Annotated in this window: 10 protein-coding genes and 1 pseudogene; 7 read left to right on the top strand and 4 right to left on the bottom strand. The window is 65.2% G+C overall.

Annotated features, from left to right (window positions below; all coding sequences use genetic code 11):
• The first annotated feature begins 76 nt into the window (after nucleotides 1–76).
• From AC5Y21_RS10360 to cydC, 7 genes and pseudogenes are all read left to right on the top strand, one after another.
• Complete coding sequence (locus tag AC5Y21_RS10360; RefSeq protein ID WP_499911957.1) at nucleotides 77–583, top strand: DUF488 domain-containing protein; 507 nt, start codon at nucleotides 77–79, stop codon at nucleotides 581–583.
• Between the two features lie 43 nt (nucleotides 584–626).
• The gene (locus tag AC5Y21_RS10365) at nucleotides 627–1,955 is read left to right on the top strand and encodes an adenylate/guanylate cyclase domain-containing protein (protein WP_499911958.1); all 1,329 of its coding nucleotides are present in this window, start codon (nucleotides 627–629) and stop codon (nucleotides 1,953–1,955) included.
• A gap of 30 nt (nucleotides 1,956–1,985) precedes the next feature.
• Complete coding sequence (locus AC5Y21_RS10370; RefSeq protein WP_499911960.1) at nucleotides 1,986–2,627, top strand: HdeD family acid-resistance protein; 642 nt, start codon at nucleotides 1,986–1,988, stop codon at nucleotides 2,625–2,627.
• An 82-nt stretch (nucleotides 2,628–2,709) separates the two neighbouring features.
• Nucleotides 2,710–4,173, top strand: a complete 1,464-nt coding sequence (locus AC5Y21_RS10375) for a cytochrome ubiquinol oxidase subunit I (protein WP_499911962.1) — start codon at nucleotides 2,710–2,712, stop codon at nucleotides 4,171–4,173.
• A gap of 24 nt (nucleotides 4,174–4,197) precedes the next feature.
• Nucleotides 4,198–5,238, top strand: a complete 1,041-nt coding sequence (gene cydB / locus AC5Y21_RS10380) for a cytochrome d ubiquinol oxidase subunit II (protein WP_499911964.1) — start codon at nucleotides 4,198–4,200, stop codon at nucleotides 5,236–5,238.
• 86 nt (nucleotides 5,239–5,324) lie between these two features.
• Nucleotides 5,325–6,944: a thiol reductant ABC exporter subunit CydD gene (gene cydD / locus AC5Y21_RS10385; protein ID WP_499912071.1), complete on the top strand. Its 1,620-nt coding sequence runs from the start codon at nucleotides 5,325–5,327 to the stop codon at nucleotides 6,942–6,944.
• Nucleotides 6,931–8,672, top strand: a pseudogene (cydC, locus tag AC5Y21_RS10390) (thiol reductant ABC exporter subunit CydC). Before cydD ends, cydC begins: the two are co-directional and overlap by 14 nt.
• Here the strand turns inward: cydC and AC5Y21_RS10395 are convergent.
• From AC5Y21_RS10395 to AC5Y21_RS10410, 4 genes are all read right to left on the bottom strand, one after another.
• Complete coding sequence (locus AC5Y21_RS10395; RefSeq protein ID WP_499911966.1) at nucleotides 8,585–9,982, bottom strand: bifunctional lysylphosphatidylglycerol flippase/synthetase MprF; 1,398 nt, start codon at nucleotides 9,980–9,982, stop codon at nucleotides 8,585–8,587. The pseudogene cydC and the gene AC5Y21_RS10395 sit on opposite strands and share 88 nt — an antisense overlap.
• Before the next feature lie 142 nt (nucleotides 9,983–10,124).
• Nucleotides 10,125–10,991, bottom strand: coding sequence for an acyl-CoA thioesterase II (locus AC5Y21_RS10400; RefSeq protein WP_499911968.1), 867 nt, complete (start codon nucleotides 10,989–10,991; stop codon nucleotides 10,125–10,127).
• 3 nt (nucleotides 10,992–10,994) lie between these two features.
• Nucleotides 10,995–12,413 (bottom strand): pyruvate kinase, encoded by a 1,419-nt coding sequence (pyk, locus tag AC5Y21_RS10405; RefSeq protein WP_499911970.1) that lies wholly within the window; start codon nucleotides 12,411–12,413, stop codon nucleotides 10,995–10,997.
• Nucleotides 12,414–12,510: 97 nt separating this feature from the next.
• On the bottom strand, nucleotides 12,511–12,864 hold the full coding sequence (locus AC5Y21_RS10410) for a DUF2752 domain-containing protein (protein ID WP_499912072.1): 354 nt from the start codon (nucleotides 12,862–12,864) through the stop codon (nucleotides 12,511–12,513).
• Between the last annotated feature and the right edge of the window lie 81 nt (nucleotides 12,865–12,945).

Here is a 12,945-nt window from a genome sequence, read left to right on the forward strand (position 1 = left end):
CCCCACAGTCGACGTTCTAGCCGGCTGCACCGATGAGTCGTGTGAGTTCCAGCCCCACCGAGGGCACACCCAGATAATGCTGTACACGATTGGCCACGGCGCGAAAAACGCCCAGCAACTGACCGACGCACTCCGCCGGTATGACATCGCGCTGCTGATCGACGTGCGTAGTTTCCCGGGCTCGCGCCGCAATCCCGACGTTTCCAAGCAAGCAATGCCGGACTGGCTGTCCGACGCCGGAATCGCCTACCGGCACGAACCGGGTCTTGGTGGACGACGCAAACCGCCCACCAGTCCGCTACCACGTGACCAGTGGTGGGAAAACCCCTCATTCGCCAACTACGCGGCCCACACCCGCACGCAAAGCTTCCAAGAGGCATACCAACGCCTGCTCCGGGAAGCCGACACCCGCAACGTCGCCATCATGTGCGGAGAACCCACCTGGTGGCGCTGCCACCGGCGGATGATCGCTGATCTGGCCACCCACGACGGGCATGAGGTGCAGCACATCATGCCCAACGAATCGCTGTCGCCGCACCACATCTCCGATTGGCTCACCCATGACCCACCGGATCGGTCCTGATCAGACGGCCGACAACATCGAGCTAAGCCGCTAGGCTTGCACCGTGGCGGCCAAGAAATGCGGTGCCGCACCGACCCGGGCGGACGGCGCCCCGCATCGCGACTGTGTCGCGGCGGTGCGGGCTCAAGCCCGCGACCGCAAGCAGCACTACGCAGAAAGCGTCGCGCGGCGCGCTCGGATACTCAGCATTGCCGCGTGGATGGCCGTGATGGTCACCGTGAGCTTTGTCACGATGCAACTGCTGATCGGTGCGTGGCTCTGGCAGGTCATCTCCATCAACATCGCCGCCGCGCTGACCTTTGCGATCGTCCCGATGCTGCACCGATTCGGAGAATTGGTGGCGCCGCTGACATTTATCGGCGCGGCCTACGCGACGGTCTTGGCCAGTGTCTGGGACGTGGGCACCGGGTCCGGCGCCCAGTTCTTCTTCCTGGTTTGCGCCTGTCTGGTGGTGCTGCTGCTGGGCATCGAACACATCGTGTTGGCCAGCTGCCTGGCGGCAATCGCCGGCGGCCTGGTCATTGCGACCGAGTTCCTGGTACCGCGCAACACCGGGCTGCAACCGGCCTGGGCCCAGTCACTGGGCTTCGTCATCACCACCGTGTCCGCAATTGTGGTGGCGGTCGTCGCGGTGTGGTTCGCGCTGCGCGACACGGCACGCGCCGAGGCGGTCATGGAATCGGAGTACGACCGTTCGGAGACCTTACTGGCCAACATGTTGCCGGCCAGCATCGCCGAACGGCTCAAGGATCCGGACCGGGGCGTCATCGCCGACAAGTACGACGACGCCTCGGTTCTGTTCGCCGACATCGCGGGGTTCACCGAGCGGGCCAGCAGCACCGCGCCGGCGGACCTGTTGCGGTTCCTGGACCGTTTGTACAGCGCCTTCGACGAGCTGGTGGACAAGCACGGGCTGGAGAAAATCAAGGTCAGCGGCGACTCCTACATGGTGGTCAGCGGGGTGCCGCGGCCGCGGCCCGACCACGTCGAGGCGCTGGCCAACTTTGCGCTCGACATGGCCGATGCCGCAGCCGCGCTCAAGGATCCGTCCGGCAAGGCGGTACCGATCCGGATCGGCATGGCCAACGGCCCGGTGGTCGCTGGCGTCGTCGGTTCTCGCCGGTTCTTCTACGACGTGTGGGGCGATGCGGTCAACGTCGCTTCCCGGATGGAAACCACCGACTCGGTGGGCCGCATTCAAGTGCCCGAGACGATCTACGAGCGCCTCCAGGACGACTTTGTGCTGCAGGCGCGCGGGAGCATCGACGTCAAGGGCAAGGGCGTCATGCGCACGTGGTATCTCGTCGGTCGTAAGCCCGTCGAAGACTCCGGCGATTTGCTTGTCCAGGAAGCTGACACGGCGAACGTCTAACTCCGTCCGGCCCTATGCCAGAACCGCCACATGCGTCACACTGGTGCCATGGAAACCACCCCTGTTCCAACCCTGTTGCCGCATCTGTGGAAATCCACGCTGATATCGGGAATCTTGTCGCTGGCCGTCGGCATCGCGGTGCTGGCATGGCCTACGAAATCGGTTCTGGTAGCCGCTGTCGCCTTCGGGGTCTACCTGCTGATCACTGGAATCGCACAGGTAGCCTTCGCCTTCAGCCTGCACGTCTCGGCCGGCGGGCGAGTGCTCCTGTTCATCAGCGGGGCGGCCGCGCTCGTCCTGGCGATGCTGGCGTTTCGTCATTTCGGCAAGGGCGACGAGGCGACTGCCGTTTACCTGCTGGCGATCTGGATCGGCATCGGCTTCATTTTCCGAGGTGTGGCAACGACGGTTTCGGCCATCAGCGACCCCACCCTGCCGGGCCGCGGGTGGGAGATCTTCCTGGGTGCGATGAGCCTGTTGGCCGGCCTGATCATGCTCGGGTCACCATTCAACACCATCGTCATCTTGGCGATGGTGGTCGGCATCTGGCTCATCGTCATCGGCACGTTCGAGATCGTGTCCGCGTTCGGGATCCGCAAGGCCTCCAAGACGCTCGGCGGAGCAATTCAACGGATCACCGCGCCTGGTCCGCTGGAATCGCGACCCGAGTGAAATTGCCCGTAGCGCAGGCCCTTGCGCACTACTACACTGTGTCGTAGCAGACTCTCGCCCCTGCAGCCCCCGGAGATGACAGATGAATGTCGTCGACATATCACGGTGGCAGTTCGGTATCACCACCGTCTACCACTTCGTCTTCGTACCGCTCACGATCGGCCTGGCCCCGCTGCTGGCCGTGATGCAGACGGCGTGGCTGGTCACCGATAACGTCGCCTGGTATCGCCTCACCAAGTTCTTCGGCAAGTTGTTCCTGATCAACTTCGCCATCGGCGTGGCAACCGGGATCGTGCAGGAATTCCAGTTCGGCATGAACTGGAGCGAGTACTCGAAGTTCGTCGGCGACATCTTCGGCGCACCGCTGGCCATGGAGGGCCTGGCCGCCTTCTTCTTCGAATCCACCTTCATCGGTCTGTGGATCTTCGGCTGGAGCCGGCTCCCGCGACTGGTCCACCTGGCCTGCATCTGGATCGTCGCCATCGGCGTCAACGTCTCCGCGTTCTTCATCATCGCGGCGAACTCTTTCATGCAGCACCCGGTGGGCGCCCACTACAACCCCGGCACCCGGCGGGCCGAGTTGACCAGCATCATGGCCTTGCTCACCAATAACACTGCGCAGGCGGCGTTTACCCACACGGTCGGTGGCGCGCTGCTGACCGCCGCGACGTTCGTCGCCGCCGTGAGTGCGTGGTGGATGGTTCGTTCGGGGAAAGCCGCCGACGCCCCCGAGTCGGATGCCCGCACCATGTATCGGCCGGCGACACTGCTGGGATGCTGGGTGGCGCTGGCTGCCACAGCCAGTCTGTTCTTCACTGGCGACCACCAGGGCAAGCTGATGTTCCAGCAGCAACCGATGAAGATGGCGTCGGCGGAATCGTTGTGCGACACCCAAACCGACCCGAACTTCTCGATCCTGACCGTCGGCAGGCAGAACAACTGCGACAGCCTGACCCGCGTCATCGAGGTGCCGTATGTGCTGCCCATCCTGGCCGAGGGCCGGGCAGACAACGTCACGCTTCAGGGCGTTCGTGACCTTCAGCAGCAGTACCAACAGCGATTCGGGCCGAACGACTACCGGCCCAACCTCTTTGTCACGTATTGGTCGTTCCGCATGATGATCGGATTGCTTGCGATTCCGGTGCTGTTCGCGTTGTGCGCTCTGTGGCTCACCCGCGGCGGGCGCGTCCCGAATCAGCGGTGGTTCGCGTGGTTCGCACTGCTGACGATTCCGGCGCCGTTCCTGGCCAACAGCGCGGGCTGGGCGTTCACCGAGATGGGACGTCAGCCATGGATTGTGGTGCCGAATCCAACCGGCGATCAGCAGGTACGTCTTACCGTCGCGGCCGGCGTCTCCAACCACGGTTCCGGCTTGGTCGTCACCTCCCTGACGATGTTCACCCTGCTCTACGGGGTGCTTGCGGTGGTGTGGTTCTTCCTGTTGAAACGCTACATCCGCGAAGGACCGCTGGAACACGACGCCGAACCGGCCGCTCCCCGCGCACCCGATGACGACGAGGTGGCGCCGCTGTCCTTTGCTTACTGAAGCGCATTGAGAAGGAGTTGACCGGTGGGATTCCAAGAGTTGTGGTTCGGCGCCATCGCTGTGCTGTTCCTCGGCTTCTTCATCCTGGAGGGGTTCGACTTCGGGGTGGGGATGTTGATGGAACCGATCGCGCGTTGGGGCCACGGCGATCCGGAAACTCACCGCCGCACAGCGCTCAACACCATCGGCCCGATCTGGGACGCCAACGAGGTCTGGCTGATCACTGCCGGCGCAGCGATGTTCGCCGCCTTTCCCGGGTGGTACGCCACCGTCTTCTCGACGCTGTACCTGCCGCTGCTGGCAATCCTGTTCGGCATGATCCTGCGAGTTGTTGCCATCGAATGGCGCGGCAAGATCGACGACACGAAATGGCGAAGCTGGGCCGATTTCGGTATCGCCGCAGGGTCGTGGTTGCCTGCCGTGCTCTGGGGCGTGGCTTTCTCAATTCTGGTGCGCGGATTGCCGGTTGACGCCAAAGGCCAGGTCCACCCGTCGATCGGCGACGTGCTCAACGTCTATACCCTGCTGGGCGGATTGGCCACAGCCGGGCTGTTTTTGCTCTATGGCGCGGTGTTTTTGGCGTTGAAGACCTCCGGCGCGATCCGCGACGACGCCTACCGGATCGCCGTGTGGCTGACGATTCCGGTGACGGGACTTGTTGCGGGCTTCGGGCTTTGGACGCAGCTGGCCCACGGCAAGGGCTGGACCTGGCTGGTGCTGGCAGTTGCGGTGGTGGCGCAGTTGGCCGGAGTGATCCTGGTGTGGCGGCGCGCATCCGACGGTTGGGCGTTCGTCTGCACTCTGGTGGTCGTCGCGGCCGTGGTGGTGCTGTTGTTCGGCTCGCTGTACCCCGATTTGGTGCCCTCGACGCTGAACGAGGAGTGGAGCGTAACGATCTACAACGCCTCGTCGACCCCCTACACCCTCAAGATCATGACCTGGGTGACGGCATTTCTGATTCCAGTCACGGTGGTCTACCAGGGCTGGACGTATTGGGTCTTCCGGCAACGGATCTCGGCTGAGCGCATACCGGCGTCAATCGGCCTGGCGAGGCGCGAGTCCTGAGCACAAACGACTCGCCGGCCACCCCGAAAACCCGGGGCCCGCTCGACCCGCGGCTGTGGCGGGCGTCGCCGGCGGTACGCCGCTATCTGGTCGCCGCGGTGGCCTGCGGAATCGTGATTTCCGGATGCGCCATCGGTTCGGCGATCGTGCTGGCGGGCATCGTCGCACGCGTCGTCAGCGATCCGTCGGCCCATACCCTGCACCACTGGCTGGGTCAACTGTCAATCTTGTTGACGCTGTGGGTTGTCCGGTCGGTGACGAACTGGCTTCAGGCGCGACTGGGCCAGCGGGGCGCCAGCGCGGTGATCGCCGATCTCAACGGTCAGGTGTTGGCGACGGTGACCGCCCGCCAACCCAGGCAATTGGCCGCAGAGCGTGACGCCGCAGCGGTAGTGGTCACCCGTGGGCTGGACGGCTTACGTCCCTACTTCACCGGGTACCTGCCCAGCCTGCTGCTTGCGGCGATCCTGACTCCGGCCACGGTCGCGGTGATTGCCGTCTATGACCTGAAATCGACAGTGATCATCGCGATCACACTGCCGCTGATACCGATTTTCATGGTGCTGATCGGGCTGGCGACTGCCGAACGGTCAGCCGCCGCGCTGGCGGCGATTACGACGCTGCAGGCCCGACTGCTGGATCTGATCGCCGGTATCCCGACGCTGCGGGCGCTGGGCCGCGCCCGCGGTCCGGAACGCCGCATCGCGGAACTCGCTGCGGCGCACCGCCGCTCGGCGATGGCGACGCTGCGGATCGCGTTCCTCTCGGCCCTGGTGCTCGAATTGCTGGCAACACTGGGAGTGGCGCTGGTCGCGGTGAGTATCGGTCTTCGCCTGGTGTTCGGCGAGATGAGTCTGACGGCCGGTCTGACGGTCCTGCTACTGGCGCCGGACGTGTACTGGCCGCTGCGCCGCATCGGCGTGGCATTCCATGCCGCCCAAGACGGTAGAACCGCGGCCGACAAGGCTTTTGCGCTCATCGGCGAGCCAACCGCGTCGACGCCGGGCCGTCAGACAGTCAACGCCCGGCGTGCGGTGATCCGCATCGAAAACCTCAGCGTCGCAGGCCGGGACGGCCGCGCGCCGGCTGATTTGAACGCCGTCCTCGAGCCCGGTCAGGTGACAATGCTGACCGGGCGGAACGGCGCCGGCAAAAGCACCGCACTGCAGGCGATCGCCGGGCTGACCGTACCGTCGTCGGGCCGGGTCACGGTAGCCGGCGTCGACGTCACCGATCTGACACCCGAGGAGTGGTGGCGTCAGCTGTCCTGGCTGCCGCAACGCCCCGTGCTGGTCTCGGGAACCGTCCGCGAGAACCTGCTGCTGCTCGGCGATCTGGACGACCTGGAAAGCGCATGCGCAGCGGCCGGATTCGACAAAGTACTGGCCGAGCTGCCCGACGGGTTGGATACCATGCTGGGCCGCGGCGGCGTGGGCCTGTCCTTGGGCCAGCGACAACGGCTGGGTCTGGCCCGGGCCCTCGGCTCACCGGGCCCGGTGCTGCTGCTCGACGAACCGACCGCGCACCTGGACGCCGACACTGAGGACCGAGTGCTGCGGGCCATCGCCGAGCGGGCCCGCACGGGTGCGACCGTGGTGGTCGTCGGCCATCGGGAGCGAGTCGTCGCTATCGGCGACCAGGTCGTCGAGGTCACCGCGGATGCTCGGGCAGCTCGCGAGATTGAGGTGCGCCATGCGCCAGTCTGATGCCCGGGCGGCGGCGAGCCTGTTGCGCCCGCGCGTCCCCCGCATCCTGGCAGCCATCGCGCTGGGGGTGTTGTCGCTGAGCAGTGCGCTGGCGCTGGCCGGGGTTTCGGCGTGGCTGATCACGCGTGCCTGGCAGATGCCGCCCGTGTTGGACCTATCCGTCGCGGTGGTAGCCGTGCGAACGTTCGCGATTTCGCGGGGCGTGCTGCACTATTGCGAGCGACTGGCCACCCACGACACCGCGCTGCGTGCGGCCGGCACGGCGCGCGCGCAGGTCTATCACCGGCTGGCGCACGGCCCGGCGGCGGCCGCCGTCCGGCTGCACAGCGGTGAGCTGGTGGCACGCGTCGGCGCCGACGTCGACGAACTGGCCGACGTGCTGGTGCGCGCTGTGGTGCCCATCGCCGTCGCGGGAGTGCTGGCACTGGCAGCGACCGCGGTTGTCGGGGCCATTTCCCTGCCGGCCGCAGCGGTACTGGTGATTTGCCTGCTCATCGCCGGCGGTGTTGCGCCCTGGCTGGCCGGCCGGGCAGCGGCGTCGCAGGAAGCGGTTGCCCGGCAACATCATTCCGAGCGTGACACTTCGGCGATGATCGCGCTCGAGCACGCGCCCGAACTTCGGGTCGCCGGCGCGTTGCCGGATGTCATCGCTGAATCGCAACGGCGCCAACGTGCCTGGGGTGACGCCCTCGATGTTGCGGCCCGACCGGCCGCTATCGCCGAGGCGATGCCGACCGCGGCGATCGGCGCCAGCGTGCTCGGCGCCGTCATCGCCGGGATCGGGATGGCGTCCACGGTCGCGCCCACCACGCTCGCGGTCCTGATGTTGTTGCCGCTCTCCGCATTCGAGGCGACGACTGCGCTGCCCGCGGCGGCCGTGCAGTTGACGCGGTCGCGAATCGCGGTCCGTCGCCTGCTCGATTTGGCTCCGCCGATTTTCACGGCCGAAGCCGCAAAACCGATCGCGACGCTACCGGCCGGCGTCGGGCGGTTGTCCGCTGACGTGTCTTACGGACACCGTGCTGCGGATGCGTCCACCCGGGTGACGTTGGACCTGGCGCCGGGCGCACGCATCGCCGTCACCGGAGCCAGCGGTTCCGGCAAGACCACACTGCTGATGACGCTCGCCGGACTGCTGCCGCCACTGCACGGGCAGGTAGCTCTGGACGACACCGACGTGACCCTGTACGACGAGGCTGAATTACACCGCGCGGTGAGCTTTTTCGCCGAGGATGCGCATATCTTCGCCACCACCGTCCGAGACAACTTACTCGTTGCCCGCGGGGACTGTCGAGACAACGAACTAGTAGCTGCCCTGGCAGCGGTCGGCCTCGGCGGGTGGCTCGCCGGTCTGCCCGAGGGCCTGTCGACGGTGTTGACCGGTGGCGCACAAGCCGTCTCGGCCGGCCAGCGCAGACGGCTGCTGCTTGCACGCGCGATCATCTCCCCCGCCCGCATCGTCCTGCTCGACGAGCCGACCGAGCACCTCGACCCGACCGACGCCGACCCGATCCTGCGTGACCTACTGAGCCCGAATTCCACCCTGATGACGACGGACAGAACGGTGGTTGTCGCCACGCACCATGTGCCCCCCGACATTCGCTGTCCCGAATTGTCCGTCGGCTCGGCCGATTAGCCCTTCAGAGGTGTCGCCGGCGCGGCATGAACTCCAGCGACAACAGGGCCAACAGCAGGGGAAACAGGTGGGTCAACGACACCAGCGCGTAACGCCGCGCATCCAGCGCGTGGAACTTGCGCACATATCGGTACAACGACTCGAGCGCGACCAACGGGTCCAGAAAATGGATCAACCGGTAGAAGACGCGCTGCAACCTACTGCGATCCTTGTCCTCGAAGATCTCGGGGAACGCCGCGAAGGCCAACGATACCCGCTGCGCCCCTTCATCCTTAGCCGCCTTGATCATGTCGATGCTGAGCCGCTCGTCGATGCCGTTCGGAGATCCGCGACGCCGCCACGGAACATCCAGGCTGATTTCGCTGCCACCGCCGGCGGTCGCATATCGGTGGAAACCCTGAACCCGTCCCGAGGCATCCCTGGCGATGATCAGTCGGATACCGGGGAAGCGGCCCTCCAGCACACCGTCCAGGTTCATGTAGAACCCGCGATCGGTGTGGGCCCCGCTAGGTGAGGCCCGCACCACGTCAGTCAGCTCGGCCAGCTGCTTGTCGTCGAGTTCCTGCTCTGACACGATCTCGGTCGTGATGCCGGCGTTGTGGGTGCGCTGCACCGCTTGGCGAAGATTGCGGAACTTGCGGCCGACCATCTCAAAGTTTGCGGCGTCGACCACCACATCACAGCCGATCGGTATGTGCCGCAACGATTGTCCGATCACCGCGGGGTTACTCCACAGCTCTAATCGCCGCTCACTGCATCCCACCACCGCGATCCGCCACCCACGCATATGGCACGTGGCGGCGAAATCGGCGACCAGTTGGGGGAATTCGACCTCCTCGCCGATCGGGTCACCACCGACGACAGCAATCCCCATCCGCGTCCGATACGCCAACGCAGCGGTGGCGCCAGTGTTGAAGTGGTAGCTCTTGCCCGTCTGCATGGCGAACGGCGCCAACGGATCCGCGGTCGTGGCATCGATCAATCTCCACGCTCGCGGGAGATCGGCAGGGTTGGGATGCGACGATGTCGCCCACATCAACACCATCCCAGAGCTGGCGATCAACACGTCACCGAGCAGATCGAACGCCAACACGTGCGCACCCAGACCTGCCAGCAAAAATAATGCGGCCGCCGTGGCGTGCGTCGCGGTCACCGGACGTCCCAGGAAAATGCCGCGCGCGATGAACGCCACCGCAGCCAAAACGGTCAACGACCAGCCCAGCCGTCCCGCGTAATGCCATTCCGGGTGGTCGTAATGGCGGGCGAGAATCCCTACCAGCCAACATGTCGCACAGAACAGCGCCAACGCCCCGGTCCATCGGGCGATTCGGGAGTCGACGTGAACGACGATGCGTTCGCGCGCGCGAAGCCTCGGTACGACATCTACCGCCGGCCCGTTCACGCTCACCTCCCGATGCGCTGTCCGTCAGCTGAGCGGCATATCTGCCGCCTGTCCCATCGACTACCCGGCTACCAACAAAATACGCCGATCGCCGTCGCCGCCGAGCCCATTTCGGACGGTTGTCCTGCAGGCCCATACCTGACTATCGGCGGGCGGCCGGAAAATATTTCAGAACGCCTTCTTGCACCACCGTGGCGATGAGTTGTCCGGAGCGATCGAAGAAGTGCCCCGTGCCCAGTCCGCGTGAATCCGCAGCCACCGGTGACGACGTCGAATACAGCACCCAGTCGCCGAAATTGACGGGCCGGTGAAACCATACCGAGTGATTGGCCGACGCCGCGAAGATGCGATCGAATCCCCACGACAGCCCGTGCGTAGTAATGACCGAATCCAGCACGGTGGTATCCGAGGAATACAGCATGGTCGCGGTGTGCAGTACGGGATCGTCGGGCATCGGGCCCATGGCTTTGAGCCAAACCCGGTTGTGGGCAAGCCGATCGCCCTTCTCCCGCATCACCCAGGCCGGGTCGTTGGTGTAGCGCCATTCGATCGGCTGCAGGGCCTTGACGAAATGCGGAACGGTTTCCTCGTAGCCGCGCAGCAGCTCACCGATCGGCGGCAACGTATGCGGTTCAGGCACTTCCGGCGGCTCGACGGCGTGCTCGAGTCCGCGACCGCCGGACATGTAGGAGATCATCGCCGAGGACAGCAGCATGCCGTCCTGAACCGCGTCGACCCGCCGGTTGGCGAAGCGCCGCTCGTCGCGCAGCCGGGACACGTGGAATTCGATGTCTTTTGCGGTATCACCACCGTTGATGAAATGCACCGAAACTGCACTGGGCGGCAGGTCGTCGCGAGTCAGCGTACGACTGCTCGCGACGAACGACTGCGCCACCAGCAGCCCACCAAATGTGCGCAACGGGTTCTTGCTGGGATGGGATCCGATGAAGCGGTCGTCGTTGACGCGCTCGAGATTCAGTACCGCCAGCAGTTCGTCGAAGTCAGACACTCTTTAGACGTCGTCCTCGCCGATCCGGTGCACATGGATCAGGTTGGTCGAACCTACCGTCCCGGGCGGCGCGCCAGCGACGATGACCACCAAGTCACCGCGCTTGTATCGGCCAAGTTCCAGCAGGGACTTGTCGACCTGGCGGATCATGCCGTCGGTGGACGTCATCACCGGCACGATGAACGTCTCTGTGCCCCAGGTCATGGCGAGCTGGCTGCGCACCTCCGGCCACGCGGTGAAAGCCAGCAGCGGCAGCGGAGTGTGCAGGCGGGCGAGTCGGCGCACGGTATCGCCGGACTGGGTGAACGCCACCAGCGCTTTGGCGTCGAGTCGCTCCCCGATATCGCGGGCAGCGTAGGAGATCACACCCCGCTTGGTGCGCGGGACATGCGTCAAAGGCGGTGCGGCCGTGGAGTTTTCCTCGACTGCGCACACGATTCGCGACATGGTCCGGACGGCGGCCATCGGGTACTTCCCCACCGAGGTTTCGCCGGACAACATCAGCGCGTCGGCGCCGTCGAGCACCGCGTTGGCAACGTCGGAGGCCTCGGCGCGGGTGGGCCGCGAGTTCTCGATCATCGAGTCGAGCATCTGGGTCGCGACGATGACCGGTTTCGCGTTCTCCCTGGCCATCTGAATGGCGCGCTTCTGTACCAACGGGACCTCTTCAAGGGGCAACTCGACGCCCAGGTCGCCGCGGGCCACCATGATGGCGTCGAAAGCCAGCACGATGGCTTCCAGATTGTCGATGGCTTCCGGCTTTTCCAGCTTGGCGATCACCGGCACGCGGCGTCCGACCCGATCCATCACCTCGTGGACCAGCTCGACATCGGACGGTGAGCGCACGAAGGAAAGGGCGACCAGGTCGACGCCGAGTTCCAGCGCGAACGTGAGATCCTCAATGTCCTTTTCCGATAGCGCTGGAGCGGTCACGTTCATGCCGGGCAGCGACAACCCCTTGTTGTTGCTGACCGGACCGCCTTCGGTGACGGTGCAGACGACGTCGTCGCCGTCGATGCCTGACACCACCAGCCCGACCTTGCCGTCGTCGACCAGTACCCGGTCGCCGACCACGGCGTCCTTCGCGAGCTTTTTGTAGGTCGTCGAGACCCGGTCGTGGCTACCTTGGCAATCGGCGACGGTGATCCGAACGGTTTCACCGTCTGCCCAATAGGTGGGTCCCGTGGCGAAGCGCCCCAGCCTGAGCTTTGGGCCCTGCAGATCGGCGAGTACGCCGACCGCACGACCGGTGGCATCGGATGCGCTCCGCACCCGCTCGTAGACGATCTTGTGGTCGGCGTAGTCGCCGTGGCTGAAGTTCATTCGGGCGACGTCCATTCCGGCCTCGACCAGCGCCAGGATCGACTCCTCCGATTGGGATGCAGGGCCAAGTGTGCAGACGATCTTCCCGCGTCGCGTCACGCCGAACCAGCATAGTCGCGCTCTTCTGCCCTTGGGGGCAGTCGAAGATTGCGACGCACTTAACTCTGCGGTCGCATTCTGCGTGAATTTCGGTGCACTAGCCGCTGAGAAGTGTCGGGACCAACGGGAAGCCGGGCAGGTTACGCAGCACGGTCCACGCGACCGTCAGGACCACGATTGTCACCACCGCCGGTACTGGTAACTCCGATCGGCCGTTGCGGCGGCGCATCACGATCCACCCCGCCAGCAGCGGGATGCCGACCAGCGCGAAGATGTTGTCGTTGATGCTGGCGGCAAAATCCCCGTGCAGCAGATCGTGCGTCATCCGAAGACCACCGCAGAACGGACAATTCCAGCCGGTGAGCAACTTGAACGGACATAGCGGATAGAACGAATCCGGGTGGTGCGGGTCGACGAGGCCGATGTAGCCGAGCGCGCCGGCAAGGAGCACGCCCGACGCAATTGCGCTGTAGCGATAACCACGACGCGCTCTGGGTTGTGAGCACTCGAATTCCGACGGCTGAGACGACGA

This window comes from Mycobacterium sp. NGS41, assembly GCF_059812725.1.